Source organism: Panacagrimonas perspica (genome assembly GCF_004364935.1).
GTDB lineage: Bacteria > Pseudomonadota > Gammaproteobacteria > Nevskiales > Nevskiaceae > Panacagrimonas > Panacagrimonas perspica.
Genome location: NZ_SOBT01000009.1, coordinates 920,641 through 936,208 on the forward strand (window position 1 = coordinate 920,641; position 15,568 = coordinate 936,208).

General features: G+C 67.0%; 12 protein-coding genes. 8 read left to right on the forward strand and 4 right to left on the reverse strand.

The window, feature by feature from the left end:
- The first annotated feature begins 25 nt into the window (after positions 1–25).
- From DFR24_RS15675 to DFR24_RS15685, 3 genes are all read left to right on the forward strand, one after another.
- On the forward strand, positions 26–220 hold the full coding sequence (locus tag DFR24_RS15675; RefSeq protein WP_133882319.1) for a hypothetical protein: 195 nt from the start codon (positions 26–28) through the stop codon (positions 218–220).
- A gap of 155 nt (positions 221–375) precedes the next feature.
- Positions 376–1,131: a glutathione S-transferase family protein gene (locus tag DFR24_RS15680; protein ID WP_162851244.1), complete on the forward strand. Its 756-nt coding sequence runs from the start codon at positions 376–378 to the stop codon at positions 1,129–1,131.
- A gap of 84 nt (positions 1,132–1,215) precedes the next feature.
- Positions 1,216–1,587, forward strand: coding sequence for a hypothetical protein (locus tag DFR24_RS15685; protein ID WP_133882321.1), 372 nt, complete (start codon positions 1,216–1,218; stop codon positions 1,585–1,587).
- A gap of 72 nt (positions 1,588–1,659) precedes the next feature.
- Here DFR24_RS15685 and DFR24_RS15690 read toward each other — a convergent pair whose 3' ends face one another.
- Complete coding sequence (locus DFR24_RS15690; protein ID WP_133882322.1) at positions 1,660–2,178, reverse strand: hypothetical protein; 519 nt, start codon at positions 2,176–2,178, stop codon at positions 1,660–1,662.
- Between the two features lie 185 nt (positions 2,179–2,363).
- Between DFR24_RS15690 and opgC the strand changes: the two genes are divergently transcribed.
- Both opgC and DFR24_RS15700 read left to right on the forward strand, forming a co-directional pair.
- Positions 2,364–3,587 carry an OpgC domain-containing protein gene (gene opgC, locus DFR24_RS15695; RefSeq protein WP_133882323.1) on the forward strand — a complete coding sequence of 408 codons (1,224 nt, stop codon included), beginning with the start codon at positions 2,364–2,366 and terminating at the stop codon, positions 3,585–3,587.
- Positions 3,588–3,832: 245 nt separating this feature from the next.
- Complete coding sequence (locus DFR24_RS15700) at positions 3,833–5,224, forward strand: SGNH/GDSL hydrolase family protein (protein WP_133882324.1); 1,392 nt, start codon at positions 3,833–3,835, stop codon at positions 5,222–5,224.
- Between the two features lie 15 nt (positions 5,225–5,239).
- Here the strand turns inward: DFR24_RS15700 and DFR24_RS15705 are convergent, their stop codons facing one another.
- From DFR24_RS15705 to DFR24_RS15715, 3 genes are all read right to left on the reverse strand, one after another.
- Entirely contained in the window at positions 5,240–5,773 is a 534-nt protein-coding gene (locus tag DFR24_RS15705; protein WP_210772522.1) for an HPP family protein, read from the reverse strand.
- Positions 5,770–8,157: a TonB-dependent receptor gene (locus tag DFR24_RS15710; protein WP_133882325.1), complete on the reverse strand. Its 2,388-nt coding sequence runs from the start codon at positions 8,155–8,157 to the stop codon at positions 5,770–5,772. Before DFR24_RS15710 ends, DFR24_RS15705 begins: the two co-directional genes overlap by 4 nt.
- Before the next feature lie 145 nt (positions 8,158–8,302).
- Entirely contained in the window at positions 8,303–9,205 is a 903-nt protein-coding gene (locus DFR24_RS15715) for a LysR family transcriptional regulator (RefSeq protein ID WP_133882326.1), read from the reverse strand.
- Between the two features lie 359 nt (positions 9,206–9,564).
- On the opposite strand from DFR24_RS15715, the gene aceE reads away from it, so the two are divergent.
- From aceE to DFR24_RS15730, 3 genes are all read left to right on the forward strand, one after another.
- Complete coding sequence (aceE, locus tag DFR24_RS15720; RefSeq protein ID WP_133882327.1) at positions 9,565–12,225, forward strand: pyruvate dehydrogenase (acetyl-transferring), homodimeric type; 2,661 nt, start codon at positions 9,565–9,567, stop codon at positions 12,223–12,225.
- Positions 12,226–12,320: 95 nt separating this feature from the next.
- Positions 12,321–14,000 carry a dihydrolipoyllysine-residue acetyltransferase gene (gene aceF / locus DFR24_RS15725; RefSeq protein WP_133882328.1) on the forward strand — a complete coding sequence of 560 codons (1,680 nt, stop codon included), beginning with the start codon at positions 12,321–12,323 and terminating at the stop codon, positions 13,998–14,000.
- Positions 14,001–14,172: 172 nt separating this feature from the next.
- The gene (locus tag DFR24_RS15730) at positions 14,173–15,480 is read left to right on the forward strand and encodes an adenylate/guanylate cyclase domain-containing protein (protein ID WP_162851245.1); all 1,308 of its coding nucleotides are present in this window, start codon (positions 14,173–14,175) and stop codon (positions 15,478–15,480) included.
- Positions 15,481–15,568: the final 88 nt, after the last annotated feature.

Consider the following 15,568-nt stretch of genomic DNA (forward strand, 5'->3'; position numbering starts at 1 on the left):
TCGACACCGCGGGCGGCGGCGGGGAGTGGAAGCCGATGCGGGCGTATCTGCACGGCATCCGGCTGCCGCTGGGCTTGTTGCCACGATCGCGCGCGCCGGCAAACGCGTCGAGGGCGGACGCTACGTGTTCGAAGTGGAGTTCGCGGTTCCGCTGCTCGGGCGCGTGCCGAGCTACGGCGGCGATCTGCAGGCCTCGCCGGAACCATCCGCGCAGGACTGAGGGCGCGCAAACTTTTTGCTTGTTGGGGGCGCCAGGGGCGATGCTTTGCCCGCATGGCGCCGACGGCGCATCGAGTGTTCGCGACGTGCACGAATCCCGATCGTCGTTGTTGCTGCAGACTGATGTCCTGCCTACGGAGTCCTGTCCGATCACGCATGCGCCTGATCACCATCCCGATGAGCCATTACTGCGAGAAGGCTCGCTGGGGCCTCGCGCACGCGGGGCTCGAATACCTCGAGCAGCCGCACCTGCAGGTCTTTCACTATCTCGCGGTGCGCCGGCACGCGCGCGGCGGCAAGGTCCCGGTGCTGGTCGCGGATACCGAGGTCATCGAGGACTCCACGGCGATCCTGCAATTCCTCGATCACCATTACGTTCCGGAACGGCGCCGGCTCTACCCCGATGCGCAGCGCAACGAGATCGAAGAACTGGAAGAACGCTTCGACACGATGCTCGGCGTCGAGACGCGGCGCTGGGTCTACTTCCGCTGGATCGACGAGCCCACGCGCGACGTGCTTCGCGTCGCGGCCCAGGGCACGCCCTGGTGGGAGCGTCTGCTCGCGCCGCTGCTGTTTCCGTTGATGCGCCGCTTCCTTGCCATGCGCCTGCGCGCCACGCGTCAGAACGTCGAGGCCGGCCTGCTGATCATCTCGACGATCTTCGACGAGGTGGGCGCCCTGCTCGCAGACGGCCGCCCCTACCTGATGGGTGCGGAGTTCACCGCGGCGGACCTGACGTTCGCCTGCATGGCCGCACCGGTCCTGCTGCCGCCCGAGTACGGCGTGCTGCTGCCGACGCTCGAAGAGGCGCCGATCGAGGCACGTATCGAAGTCGAGCGGTTCCGTCTGCATCCGGCGGGCCAGTTCGTGCTGCGCCTGTACCAGCAACGGCGAGCTGAAATGGGCATCTGATCCGATGCGAAACGCTGGTTCCCCGTTCGATCAGGGCCCCTGCTTCGTGCCATTCCTCAACCACAGTTGCGACGAGATCACAGCATGAATCAGGCCCGTTCCGGCAATGCACTCGTCGGCGCTCTGCTGCTGGTGTCGGCGGCGATCGGGCTCGGTGCGATATCGCTGGGCGCCTGGGGCGCATGGATATCGGCCAATCGCTTTCCCGCCGACAGCACGAGTCTCGGAGTGGCCCAGGGCTTCGCGATCGTTGCGGTGCTGGTCGTGTCCGGCGGATTCTCCTGGACGATGTTCACGCTGCTGCGACCGCTGTTCGGCGGCAAGCCGGATCCGTCCAACAAACTGAACGGCCTGCTCGTGGTCATGGCGCCGGCCGTGACCGGCGTGGTGTCAGGCGTCTATCTGGGGATCGCCATCGTCGCGCTCAGGGTTCTGCACTGGGCCCTGATCGACTGAAGGTCTCGTCGCCGCGTCCGTAGCGGCGCCGAGCCGCCGCGTGCGATCGCGCCGGCTCGGCGAGGGAACCGGTTACGGCCCGAGGGTCGGTACCTGCACGCCGCCCAGGCCGCTGCTCATCGCGTTCCGCGCGGCTTCAGGCATGGCGTCCAGATCCTGGCGCCGGTAGGGCCGGCCCGCGCAGGTCGCGTCGTAGTCGGCCTTGACCACGTTGATCGCGCGGATGTCGCTCTTGAGTTTCTCGACATCGGCGTTGAACGCAACGAGCAAAGCCTGGTGGCTCTGCTGCGCCTGCTTCCACGCGAGGCTGGCCGCGAGGTCGTCGGGCTTGAGCGTATCGCGCTCCGCCTTGAGCGAGGCGCTGCGCGCATTGTAGGTGTTGCGACGCACCTCGTATTCGGCGTTGGTCTGCAGCAGGCGCGCGGACTCCGATCGGAGCGTCTGCACCTGGTTTGCGCAGCGGGCCAGGGCCGGTGCGGTCAAGGCTGACGGGTTCTGCGCCGCCGGCGTCTGGGGCTGCTGCGCGCCTGCCACGCCTGTGGCCACAGCGAGCGCTACGAATACGCCTGCGCGCACGATCCGGAATTCCATCTCACGTCCTCGCTGATCAATGCGCCGAACGGCGCGGCCGCCATTGTCCCGGGTTTGTGCGCGGGCCGCATCCCAAGATTCAGGTCGGCTTCAGCGCGCGGGTCTATCCCGGTCCTACCCCTTCTCATCTCCAGTTGAACTCAGCGGCATGCATCGGGCGGGCCGCCCCCATTGTTCCAGTCGTCATGAACACACCAGCAATCGATGCGGGCCGCAACGACGGGCTCGACGCGCTTCGGGGACTTTTCCTGGTCCTGATGACCCTCACCCACCTGCCGACCGGCCTGAGCTCGGAGCTGGGTCAGCCGTTCGGGCAGCTATCGGCGGCGGAGGGGTTCGTGATGCTGTCCGCGTTCCTCGCAGGGCAGGTCTACCTGCGGCGCGGCATGCGCCAGGGCTTCGGTGCGATGCGCAAGGCGCTGTGGTCGCGCGCCGCCACGGTCTACCGCCACCATCTCGCGCTGTTCGGCTTCGGCATCACGATGGTGCTGCTGATCGGCATCGTCAACGAACAGGCCGCCATCACCAACCTGTTCACGCAATACATGGCGAGTCCGATAAGGACCGCGGTCGCAGGCCTGTTGCTGATCTATCAGCCCGCGCTGTTCGACATTCTCCCGATGTACGTGATGTTCCTGCTGCTGACGCCCTGGGTTCTCGAGCACGCGCGCCGGCATGGATGGAGCGTGCCGCTGGTGCTGAGCGTCGCCCTCTGGACCGCGGCGATGCTGGGTTTGCGCACCTCGTTCCACCAGGGCCTGATGGCGATCACGGGCCTGTCCCTGCCGATGGCGGCGACGGGTTCGTTCAACCCCTTCGCGTGGCAGCTCATCTGGGTCATCGGCCTGTGGCTGGGAACCGCGCGGCTGCAGGGCGTCGAATCGCCGTTGCGTGCGAGCCCGCGGGTGCTGGTGCTGCTCGCGGTGCTCGTCGCCACGTTCCTGGTGTGGCGTCATACGGGCGGGCAGACGCCGTTCGGCGTGGACGCCAGCGGGGCGCCGGTCGCCGCGAACCAGCTCATCGACAAGTGGGACCTCGGCCCGCTGCGACTCATCAACGTGTTTGCGTGGGCGGTGCTGATCGCGGCCGCGGGCCCGGCCATCGTGCGGCGTGTGCCGCTGGGATTCCTGGCGCGGCTGGGGCGCAGCTCGCTGCCGGTTTTCAGCGCCCATCTGGTGTGCTGCCTGCTGGCGCTGGCCGTGTTCGGCGAACCGGGGGCCGCGGGCTCGTCGCTGGTCGATGTGGCGCTGATCCTGGGCAGCCTGCTCGTCATGCAGGCGACGGCGATCATTCACCAGTCGTCGAAGTACGCGACGGCACGTCCGCTTCCGCGTGCACCGCGGGATCTTGCCGACGCGATGGCGATCCCGCGATCCAGAATGACGCCGATGCCGATCAGGTCGGAGTGATGTCGGCGTGCCGCCCTCGCGACGCCATCGGGCCGATGGCTCGGGCGTCGCGCGCACGAGGTTGAGCATGCCGCTGCTCGAAGCGACCGTTGCGCCGCGAGCAGAGGAAGGTCGCAGCAGGCGACGCAGGCCCGAAAACTGCTGCTCCTTTCCGACGTCGTGCGATCGAATCCGCATGTCCGGCCGCAGTTCCCTATTCATGCGGGCCCGTCAGAATTAGCTCATCCGCTTGCTCACAGGTTTTGATGAAATCCCTCCTTGCTCTCGGTCTGCTGTTCGTGGTCGGCATCGGCGGAGCTGCCGATGAAGCCGATCCGACGGCGCCCGCATCAGAGGCCAGCACGGTGTCACCGCAGAAGGTCGTGGCGCCGTCGCCCGGTCCGGTGCTGACGCCGGGCCCCGTCGTGACCCCGGCCGATCCCTGGGCCGAAGCGATGTCCGCGTTTGCCAATGCCGACAATGCCGATGCACATGCGGGTGGCGTGGTCTTCGTCGGCAGTTCCTCGATCCGCCTGTGGGCCGATCTGGAGAAGCGCTACAGCTCGTATTCCGCGGTCAATCGTGGCTTCGGCGGTTCGACGCTGGCCGACTGCGTGAAGCACATGGATCGGCTGGTGCTGCCGCACAAGCCGCGGCTGGTGGTCATCTACGCGGGAGACAACGATCTTGCGGGTGGCCGCAGTTCCGATCAGGTGCTGCTCGACTTCGTGGAACTGACGAGCCGCATCCAGGAGCGGCTTCCGAAGACGCAGATCGTATTCGTCTCGATCAAGCCGAGCCCGGCGCGCATCGATCTTCTGAGCCGCATCCGCGACACCAACACGAAGATTCGCGACTACGTCACGACCAAGCCCTACCTGCGCTACATCGATGTGTTCACGCCGATGCTCGATGCCCAGGGCAAGCCGCGCGGCGAACTGTTCGGCGGCGACTCGCTGCATCTCAACGCCGAGGGATACGCGCTGTGGCACGCGCTGATCTCGCCAGTGCTGCCTACCGAGGAACAGCCGGCGATGGTCAAGGGCGCTGAGCCCAAGACGCCGCCGCCGGTGATGCAGAAGGCCGAGTCCCTGCCTGCCGGGAAGCTGGCCGTCGCCAAGCCCGCGCCCAAGCCGGTCGACGCTCCGATGGCGGAGCAGCGGACAGCGGCCGCGACGGTCGTCGATCCCAAGAGCGCCGTCCCGCCGTCGCAGGCCCCCGCGAGCAGCGATGCGAATGCGACGGCCAAGGCTGGAACCGCCGCCCCGGCGGGCGACACCGATGCGGGTGCGCCACCTGCGCCGTCGATTCCGGATTCATCCAAGAGCGCCGGCGCCGGCGCGCCATCGGTCGACGCTGCGCCTTCGAAACCGGAAACGCCGCCGATCGCGGCGGGCGAGGGCAATGCGAGTCCGCCTCCCGTCCAGGATCCGCCATTCGCTGCGGCCGTGCAGACGCCCGCCCTGCCGTCCGAGGCCTCGTCGTCCGAGATCGCCCGGCTGCCACCGGCACCGCGTACGGTTCGAGCCAACGTGCAGCCGGCGCATAACGTGTCGGTGGCGTCGCCGCCGCCGGCGGGTGACGGCGCCGGAAGCGCGAACGAATCCCGAGACGCGCCGCAAGGCGGGACACCGCAAGCCGAGCCCGCGACGCCGTAGCCGAGCGGACGGACCTCAGTCCGTCCAGGCGCCCCAGGTGACCGTGGGCGGTGAGGGGGCGAGCCACTCGCGCGGATACTTCTGCATGCCCTTGAATACGCGGCTCCACACGATGGCCACCACCGCCAGGCACAGCACGCCCGCCAGCACCGGCTGCCAGAGCGCGGAAAATCCTGCGTGGCTCTGGATCATGATCAGCGGATTGGCGCCGGCCGGCGGATGCACTGTGCGGGTCAGCAGCATGAAACCGATCGCGATCACCTCGGCCGCCGCATAGACCCAGAGCGCGTCGCCAAACGCCTGATAGAACGCGATTCCGACCAGCGCGCCGCCGAGATGTCCGCCGAGCAGGGCGCGCGGTTGCACGGCATCCGCGCGCGTCAGCCCGAACAGGAACAGCGTGGTGCCGCCCAGCGACGCGAGCAGAAACGGCGAATGCGGGGGTGCCACGACGAAGAGCATCAGCGACATCCCTGCCGCTGAACCCAGCAGGCACCAGAGCACTCGGAGCGTGACGGCCGTGCGCGTCGGCGCACCGGCACGCGTCACGGTTCTTCCCCGAACGACCACGACAGCAGCAGCGACGCGTAGCGGCCGTAGTCGGTGCGCGTGGCGACGAAGTTGCCGGGCGCCAGCGGCTGACTGATCGCCTGATCGGATATGCGCTCGTCGGTGAGGTTGTGGCCCACCAGCATCAGCGACCACGGCGAGTCGTAGCCCTGCAGGATCACGCGCAGGTCCAGTACGGTCGTCGCGGACTGCCGTTTGCGCGGATCGTCGTCGAGATCGAGGTAACGCTTGTCGCGAAAACTGGCGCTGACCGCGAACGTGGTCAGGAACGCGTCGGTCAGCGGCAGGCTCATCGAGGGCACGAGATTGGCGGTCCAGCGCGGAGCGAAGGCGAGCGGACGTCCGCCGAGATCCTGCGTCTGCTCACCGGAGTCGGCGCGGGCCGGTGCATCCGGATAGCTGAGGTAGCGCGCCTGCGCGTAGCCCACCGAGGCCTGCAACGTGGCGCCGCGCAGCGGCATCCAGAACGCCTCGGCTTCGAAGCCGCGCGAACGTGCGCGAGCTGCGTTGAGAATCACGAAGCCGCCGTTGCGGAACGTCGACACCTGCAGGTCGTCGAAGACCGTCGAGAACAAGGCCAGCGATGCGCGCAGCGGCGTGCCGAACAGCTCGCCGCGGAATTTCGCGCCGGCTTCGATGCCTTCGGCCAGCTCGGCGTCGTACTCCAGATTGCGCGGTGTCAGCGGCAGCGCGTTGAAGCCGCCGCTCTTGTAGCCCTGCGCCCACGTCAGGTAGGCATTGAGATCCTTCGACGGAATCCATTTGAATCCGACTTTCGGCGACAGGTCGTGCTCGATGCGCGACAGCCGCGTGTCGTGGTTCTCCTGGTCCGCGATCAACGGAACCAGCACGCCTTCGGCGAGGCTGGAGGCGCGGCCATCCTTGCGCTCCACGCCCCAGCGCAGGCCACCGATCAGCGCCCAGTCCGGCAGGAAGCGATGCTCGAACTGACCGAAGTAGGCGTAGGCCTGCGCGTCCTGGTCGAGCTTCACGTTGGCGGATTGCGACTGGCCGAGGATCGGGCTGGTGATCGGATCGAGCAGGCCCAGCACCGTCGACAACGGCGCGCCGAGCGATCCGGCGAGTCCGCCGATCGTGCCCGGCGGCAGGCCCTGGCCCATTGCGCCGGCATTCGCGGCCGTGATGTAGGAGAACGCGGCGCCAAGATCCTCGACGGCGAAGATGTCCGAGGTGTCGAAGCGCGAGTCGAAGAAATACAGGCCGGTGACGAAGGTCACGCCGTAGCCCCAGCCGAGCAGGTCGGGTGCGTGCGCGGCAAGTCGCAGCTCCTGCGTGATCTGCCGGTACACCGAGGGCTTGGCGAGGGTGTCGCTGAGAAAGGGCGCGGCGGTGAAGTCGGCGTCGAAGTCGCGATGCGGCGTCCTGGCCTGCGCCCAGCCGGTGATCGACACGATCGTGGGGTCGATCAGTTGCAGGAAGCTCGGCGCCTGGTATTCCAGCGTCGTGCTCAGGCTGCCCAGGTTCGCCTGCTCGCGGCTCGGGTAGTTCGCGGAGTTGTGATCGTCGAGCCGCGTCTCGGTGCGCGGGTCGTAGGTGCGCGCCATCGCCAGCATCTCGGGCGTGGCCTGCGTGAACTGGAAGATGTTGAAGTGCGCGTCCTGGCGCGAGTAGAACGCGCCGATGTCGACGGTCAGATCATCCGAGGGCAGGAAACGCAGGCGTGCACGTGTCGTCGCCTGGCGGGTGTTGTCCTCGTTGCGATCCAGGAAGGTGTTGTCGAGCCGCGCGCCGTCGCCGAATTCGTAGTTGCCCGAGAGCCTGAGCGCGGCGGATTCGCCGAGCGGCTGGTTCAGCATCGGCCGCACCGACACCGTGCCGAAACTCGAGGCGAGCACGTCGGCACCGGCGGAGAATTCCCGATGCGGCGCGTTCGTCGTGACATTGAACAGGCCGGCGGTCGCGTTCTTGCCGAACAACGTGCCCTGCGGTCCGCGCAGCACTTCGACGTGATCGATGTCGTGGAACAGGCCGATCAGGAAGTTCGAGCGGCCGTACGACACGCCGTCCACGACAGTGCCCACGCTCGGATCGAACGCGGTGTTGGTGTCGGGCGTCGTCAGGCCGCGGATGCCGAACGTGCCCGCGCTGCCGGACAGCGAGATCGCGACGTTGGCCGTGTAGTCCTGCAGATCGGTGAACGAGGTCGAGCCCGATTCGCGGAAGGTCTCGCCGCTGACCAGGCTGAGCGAGGCCGGCACCTGCTCCTGCGTCTGCGAGATCTTCTGCGCGGTCACGACGATGACCGGCAGCTCCTCGTCCGGAACGTCGGCTGTGTCCTGTGCGAACAGCGACGAGGGTGCGAGGCCCGTGCCGAGCAGCGCGGCGCATGCGATCGCGCACAACCGATCCGTGTTGATCGTCTTGATGCTGTCCAGGGAATGCCCCGCTTGCCGTGCGCGATGGGACGGGCCCTCGCGATCGGCTTTGATCGTTGTGGGACGCAGTATCCGGGCTTCGGCTCCGCTCGGACAGTGCCGTTGTTCGGGATCAGGTCACGTCGGCTTCGCGTGACAGGGCCGTGGCGAGGCTGCGCAGGTTGCGCACCGTCGCCGAGGCATCCCCTCGGCGCCAGATCAGGCTCATCTGCGCCACCGGCGCGCCGCTCGAAAGCGGACGGTAGACGATGCCTTCCGAGTGGATCTTGCGCATCGAGGCCGGCACCAGCGACACGCCGAGGCCTGCCGCGACGAGGTTGACGATGGAGGTCACCTGCGAGGCTTCCTGGGTTACGCGCGGACTGAAGCCGGCGCGATGGCAGGCCGTGATGATCTGGTCGTAGAGGCCCGAGCCGACCGGCCGGGAGAACAGCACGAAAGGTTCGAGCGACAGTGCGCCCAGTGGGACCGTGCGCCGGCGCGACAGCGGATGACCCTGCGGCAGCGCCAGCAGCAGGGGTTCGTCGAACAGATGTTCGTTCGCGATGCCCGGCGTCTCGTCGAGCAGCGGACGCACGAACGCGAGGTCCAGCACGTTCGCGCGGATACGTTCGGCAAGCACCGGCGTGCTGGCCTCGTCCAGCGTCATCCAGACGCCGGGATGCCGTTCGCGGTACTCGCGCAGGATGCGCAGGATCAAGGGATGGAACGGAGCGGAGTTGATCATTCCCACGCGCAGGCGGCCGTGCTCGCCGAGCGCCGCCTGGCGCGCCCGTCCTGCGGCGGCCTGGGCGCTGGCGAGGATCGCGCGCGCATCTTCGAGAAACGAATGCCCGGCGTCCGTGAGTTCGACCCGACGCTGGGCGCGCCGGAACAGCGGCGTGCCGATCTCGGCCTCGAGCTGGCGGATCTGCATGCTCAACGGCGGCTGCTGCATGCCCAGCTTCTCGGCCGCGCGCCGGAAGTGCAGGGCTTCGGCAACCGCAACGAAGTAGCGCAGGTGGCGGAGTTCCATTGATACGCAAGATATATCAATCGCGCCGCTTTCATATATTGGACAGCGGGCGGCGGGGCTCTCTATCTTGCGGGACCCGGGTGTGAAACCGGGGACCGGCCCTTGTCGACTGAAAGGCTTTCAACGCAAAGGACGCAAAGGAAAAAGAAAGGACGCAGAGGAAATCTGAATGCCTGTCGTGGGTCCGGCAGGTGAGCGGAGCTCCGTCATTTTCCTTTGCGTCCTTTGCGTTGAAACGCTTTTCTCGGCCCACAGCCGTTCCAGGTTCGCGGGAACAGCCGATGCTCCGTTTCACCATCACATTCATTCGTCGACATTGACGTCACCGCCGCCGTTTCACCGCGCGAAAGAGGATTCACATGAGCGAACCCCTGAACGACCTGGACCCGATCGAAACTGCCGAGTGGGTCGATTCGCTGCAGACCGTGCTCGACCGCGAAGGGCCGGAGCGTGCGCACTTCCTGCTCGAGACGCTCACCGAGAAGGCGCGCATGTCCGGCGCGTTCATCCCGTTTTCGCCGAACACGCCGTACGTCAACACGATTCCGCCGCACCTCGAAGAGCGTTCACCGGGCAACCACGATATCGAGTGGAAGCTGCGCAGCTACATCCGCTGGAACGCGATGGCGCTGATCCTGAACGCCAACAAGGAACACGCGGGCATCGGCGGGCACATCGCCAGCTTCGCGTCGTCGGCGACGCTCTACGACGTCGGCTTCAACCATTTCTGGAAAGGTCCCGATCATCCGCAGGGCCAGGACCTGATCTACATCCAGGGCCACGTCACGCCGGGCATCTATGCGCGTGCGTTTCTCGAAGGGCGTCTCACCGAGCAGCAGTTGCAGCGATTCCGCATGGAGGCGCTCGAACCGGGACTCTCCAGCTATCCGCATCCCTGGCTGATGCCCAAGTTCTGGCAGTTCGCCACGGTGTCGATGGGCCTCGGGCCGATCATGGCGATCTACCAGGCGCGGCTGATGAAGTACCTGCACAACCGCGGCATCAAGGACATGACGGGCCGCAAGGTCTGGTGCTTCTGCGGTGACGGCGAGATGGACGAGCCCGAGTCGCTGGGCGCCATCGACATCGCGGACCGCGAGAAGCTCGACAACCTCGTGTTCGTCATCAACTGCAACCTGCAGCGCCTCGACGGACCGGTGCGCGGCAACGGCAAGATCATCCAGGAACTCGAAGGCATGTTCCGCGGCTCGGGCTGGAACGTGCTCAAGGTGGTCTGGGGCGGCGCCTGGGACGGCCTGCTCGCGCGCGACAAGGACGGCCACCTCGCGCGGCTGATGAACGACACCGTCGACGGCGAGTACCAGGGCTACAAGGCCAAGGGCGGTGCGTTCACGCGCGAGCACTTCTTCGGCAAGGACCCCGAGACCGCGAAGATGGTCGCCACGATGAGCGACGACGAGATCGCGCAGCTCAATCGCGGCGGCCACGACCCGCACAAGGTCTACGCCGCGTATGCCGCGGCCAGCAAGCACACCGGCACGCCGACCGTGATTCTCGCCAAGACCGTGAAGGGCTACGGCATGGGCGAGGCCGGCGAAGGCCAGAACATCACGCACCAGCAGAAGAAGATGGGGCTGGAGGCGCTGAAGAAATTCCGCGACCGCTTCAGGATCCCGGTGCCGGACGACCAGATCGAGGAGCTGCCGTTCTACAAGCCGGCGGAGGATTCGCCGGAGATCCAGTACCTGAAGGCGCGGCGCGAAGCACTCGGCGGACACCTGCCGCAGCGCACCGTCAAGGAAGAGACGCTCGAAGTGCCGGCGCTGAGCACGTTCCAGCGCATCCTGGATTCGAGCGGCGAGCGCGAGATCAGCACGACGATGGCCTTCGTGCAGTTCCTGCAGATCCTGCTGCGCGACAAGGTCTGCGGGCCGCGCGTGGTGCCGATCATTCCGGACGAGGGACGCACGTTCGGCATGGAGGCGATGTTCCGTTCGCTCGGCATCTACTCGGTGGTCGGCCAGAAGTACAAGCCGGAGGACGCCGACCAGCTCGCGTTCTACAAGGAAGACATCAAGGGCCAGATCCTCGAGGAAGGCATCACCGAGGCCGGCGCGATGTCGAGCTGGATCGCGGCGGGCACGTCATACGCGAACCACGGCACCGCGCTGCTCCCGTTCTACACGTTCTATTCGATGTTCGGCTTCCAGCGCGTGATGGACCTGTGCTGGGCCGCCGGCGACATGCGCGCCCGCGGATTCCTGATGGGCGCCACCGCCGGCCGCACGACGATCAACGGCGAGGGCCTGCAGCACGAGGACGGCCACAGCCACGTGATGGCGTCGCTGGTGCCCAACTGCAAGGCCTACGACCCGGCCTTCGCGTACGAGCTGGCCGTGATCATCCAGCACGGCATGAAGGAGATGGTCCAGGAGCACAAGGACAACTACTACTACCTGACCATCTACAACGAGAACCACACACACCCCTCGATGCCCGCGGGCTGCGAGAGCGGCATCGTGCGCGGCATGTACCTGTTCAAGTCCGAGGACCAACCGGCCAAGGCGCACGTGCAGCTGATGGGCTCGGGTTCGATCTTCCGCGAGGTGCTGGCGGCCTCGGAAATCCTGAAGGCCGACTGGGGCGTGACCAGCGACGTCTGGAGTGTGCCCAGCGTCAACGAACTCGCGCGCGACGGCCGCGAGTGCGAGCGCTGGAACCTGCTGCACCCGGATCAGCCGCAGAAGAAGAGCTATCTGCAGGAATGCATCGGCGGCATGACCGGGCCGGTGATCGCGAGCACCGACTACGTGCGCGCGTACACCGAACAGTTGCGCCCCTACATGACGGCGCCGTTCCACACGCTGGGCACCGACGGCTTCGGGCGTTCGGACAACCGTCCCGCGCTGCGCGACTTCTTCGAGGTCGATCGCCGCTGGATCACGGTCAAGGCCTTGCGTGCGCTGGCGGATCTCAAGCTGGTGCCGCCGGAGCGCGTCTCGCAGGCGATCAAGCTGTACGGCATCCGCGTGGATCGCGCGGCGCCGTGGACGGTGTAGCGGGACGGCGAGTGGAAACACGCGCGCGATGCGCGACCCCGTCACACTGTGAATAATTCCAACCGCTCACGCGGAGCTTGAGGTCCTCGGACGACATGGCAAATCTCATCGACGTGCAGGTGCCCGACATCGGCGACTTCCAGGGCGTTCCGGTCATCGAACTGCTGGTGAAGGACGGCGACACGGTGGCCAAGGACCAGGCCCTGGTGGTGCTGGAGTCGGACAAATCGACGATGGAAGTGCCGTCGCCGGAAGGTGGCGTCGTGCGCGGACTGAAAGTGAAGGTCGGCGACAAGCTGTCGAAGGGCGATCGCATCTGCCGCCTCGAACTCGAAGGCGCCGCCGAACCGGCGAAGCCCGCCGCGAAGGCCGCTGCCGAGACGCCGGCCGCGCCCGCACAGAAGAAGGAAGGCAAGACGGCGGACAAGGCTGCCGCGCGGGGCGACTTGTTCACGGCCCCTGAGCCCGCGAAGGCGGCGGCGTCTTCTGCTGCCTCGGCAAGTCTCGCGGTGACGGTCCCCGACATCGGCGACTTCCAGGGTGTGCCGATCATCGAACTGCTGGTGAAGGACGGCGACACCGTCGAGAAGGACCAGGCGCTGATGGTGCTGGAGTCCGACAAGTCGACGATGGAAGTGCCGTCGCCCGGCGCCGGCACGATCCGCGGCTTGAAGGTGAAGGTCGGCGACAAGGTGTCGAAGGGCGATGCGCTGCTGTCGCTCGAAGGCGCGGGCGGCGCGCCCGCCGTTGCGGCGCCGGCCAAGGCCCAGGGCGAGACCCTGGCAGCGCCGGCCGCGGAGAAGCCTGCGGACGCGCAGCCCGCTGCTCCGGTGGCGGCAACCGCGGAAGCCGCGGTGCCGGCAGGCGCCAATGTCCACGCGGGTCCTGCGACGCGCAAGTTCGCGCGCGAACTCGGGGTGGACCTTTCGAAGGTCGTCGGCTCCGGTCCGAAGAATCGCGTCCAGATCGAGGACGTGCAGCGTTTCGTCAAGCAGCAGATGACGGCTCCGGCGGCCGCAGCTCCCGGCGCGGCTCCGACCGGTGGTGCCGGCATCCCGCCGGTTCCGGCGCAGGACTTCTCGCTCTACGGCGAGATCGAGACCACGCCGCTGGCGCGCATCCGCAAGCTGTCGGCCACCTTTCTGCACCGCTCCTGGCTCAACGTTCCGCACGTCACGCAGCAGGACGAGGCCGACATCACCGAGCTCGAAGCCTTCCGCAAATCCGCCAGCGAGGACGCCGGTGTGAAGCTGACGTTGCTGCCGTTCGTCATGAAGGCGGTTGCCGTGGCGATTCGCCAGTATCCGGAGATGGGCTGTTCGCTGTCGCCGGACGGTGGCAGCCTGATCATGAAGAAGTACTGCCACATCGGATTCGCCGCCGATACGCCCAATGGCCTGCTGGTGCCGGTGGTGCGCGACGTCTGGGGCAAGACGCTGACGCAGCTCGCGGCAGAGACCGCGGAGCTGGCCAAGAAGGCGCGCGACGGCAAGCTCAAGCCCGACGAGATGAAAGGCGGCTGCTTCTCGATCTCCAGCCTGGGCGGCATCGGCGGCAGCTTCTTCACGCCGATCGTCAATGCACCCGAAGTCGGCATCCTCGGCGTCTCGCGCGGCGTGATGAAGCCGGTCTGGGACGGCAAGGCGTTCCAGCCGCGGCTGATGCTGCCGCTGTCGCTCTCCTACGACCACCGCGTGATCGATGGCGCCTACGCGGCGCGCTTCATCGTGGCGCTGGTGAAGCTGCTCGGGGATATCCGGCGGCTCAGCCTGTAGCCGGCGCGGTTGCTCGCCGGCCAGCGGGAATTCCGGGCTGCGCCCGGCTTCGACGTGCCCCGCGTCTCGGGCGCGTCTCCGGGGTAGCTGTCGGGCTCACCCGCCGTGGCGTACGCTGACGTCGCAATATGCATAGGGGATGGCGACGAACGTGATTGAGGCTTTCGTCCGGATGATCGGACAGATTTTCGGGGTCGATCGGATAGGGGAGGAGAGCCGCCAGGAATTTGCGACGCAGGCCTACCGGGTCAGTGCCGAGCGAGGGCTGCGCGCCGCCTGGGCCGTGTTCGTACTCGGGCTGCCGCTGTTCCTGTTGATCGACTTCGCGACCTGGAAGTCGGGTCAGTGGGACGTGCAGCCGGCCCATGAGCGCATCTTCTGGTGGCGCGTCGCACTGACCGGCCTGCTCGTCACGCTGCTGGTCCTGGGCCGGCTCATCCCGGATGAGCGCAAGTGCGATCGCGTGTTCGCCTGGAGCAGCGCCATCGCGTTCCCGCTGTTCGGCGCGTGGTTCGCGATCGTGTGCCAGACGCTGATCACGGACGCCTCGATCTACGCGCTTTTCCTGATCGGCACGGCGGTTCTGTTTCCGCTGCCGCTGCTACGCAAGCTGCTGATCTATCCGGCGACCTTGCTGGTACTGCTTGCAGGCCTGACATGGACGTCGGCTGACCCGGTTTCGATGTACCACGTGACCGTCAACGCGACCTGCGTGGGTATCGGCGCGATCGTGGTCGAGGCGGTGGCCATGCGTACGTACGCAGCCGACTTCGCCAAGAGCATCGAGATCGAGCTCGAACGGCGACGCGCGGACACGCTGCTGCGCAACGTGTTGCCTGCCACCGTCGCCGAGCGGCTCAAGCGCGACCCTACGACACGCGTCGAACATCATCCGGCGGTGAGCGTGCTGTTCGCCGATTTCGTCGGCTTCGGCAAGCTGACGCAGGATCTGCCACCCGAGCAGATGATCGCGCTGCTCGATCAGCTGTTCCACGAATTCGACGAAGCCGCCGATCGCTTCGGCGTCGAAAAGATCAAGACGCTCGGCGACTCCTACATGGCGGCCTGCGGCGTGCCCGCGGCACAGCCGGACCACGCGCTGCGTACCGCGCAACTGGCGCTACGGATCCAGGCGATCGCGGGGCGCTTCAAGTCGGATCGCGGCCTGCCGGTGCGCGTGCGCGTGGGGCTGCACACCGGACCTGCCATCGCCGGCGTCATCGGGCGCAAGAAGTTCTGTTACGACCTCTGGGGCGACACGATCAACTTCGCGGCGCAGCTGCAGGCGTCGAGCGCACCCGACCGGATCCACGTCAGCGAAGCGATGCGCAGCGCCCTGGGCGATGAATTTCGCTTCGCGGCGCGCGAGCCGATCGCGCTGAAGGGCCGTGCACAGGTGAGCACCTACGATCTGATCGGCCGGACGATCGAAGGCGAGCCCTTCAATGACCGATTGGCGCGGATGGAGACACCGGCCTGAGCAGCGGACCGCAGGGTCCCGCAACGGGCACGCCTGTTGCGGTGGCCGACCCACGCCATGCTCGCTAGCATCACCGCCCATGCAACTT

Coding starts and splice junctions, on each gene's coding strand:
- DFR24_RS15680 (WP_162851244.1), top strand. CDS start 376: ATGCGCCTGATCACCATCCCGATGAGCCATTACTGCGAGAAGGCTCGC.
- DFR24_RS15685 (WP_133882321.1), top strand. CDS start 1,216: ATGAATCAGGCCCGTTCCGGCAATGCACTCGTCGGCGCTCTGCTGCTG.
- DFR24_RS15690 (WP_133882322.1), bottom strand. CDS start 2,178: ATGGAATTCCGGATCGTGCGCGCAGGCGTATTCGTAGCGCTCGCTGTG.
- opgC (WP_133882323.1), top strand. CDS start 2,364: ATGAACACACCAGCAATCGATGCGGGCCGCAACGACGGGCTCGACGCG.
- DFR24_RS15700 (WP_133882324.1), top strand. CDS start 3,833: ATGAAATCCCTCCTTGCTCTCGGTCTGCTGTTCGTGGTCGGCATCGGC.
- DFR24_RS15715 (WP_133882326.1), bottom strand. CDS start 9,205: ATGGAACTCCGCCACCTGCGCTACTTCGTTGCGGTTGCCGAAGCCCTG.
- aceE (WP_133882327.1), top strand. CDS start 9,565: ATGAGCGAACCCCTGAACGACCTGGACCCGATCGAAACTGCCGAGTGG.
- aceF (WP_133882328.1), top strand. CDS start 12,321: ATGGCAAATCTCATCGACGTGCAGGTGCCCGACATCGGCGACTTCCAG.
- DFR24_RS15730 (WP_162851245.1), top strand. CDS start 14,173: ATGATCGGACAGATTTTCGGGGTCGATCGGATAGGGGAGGAGAGCCGC.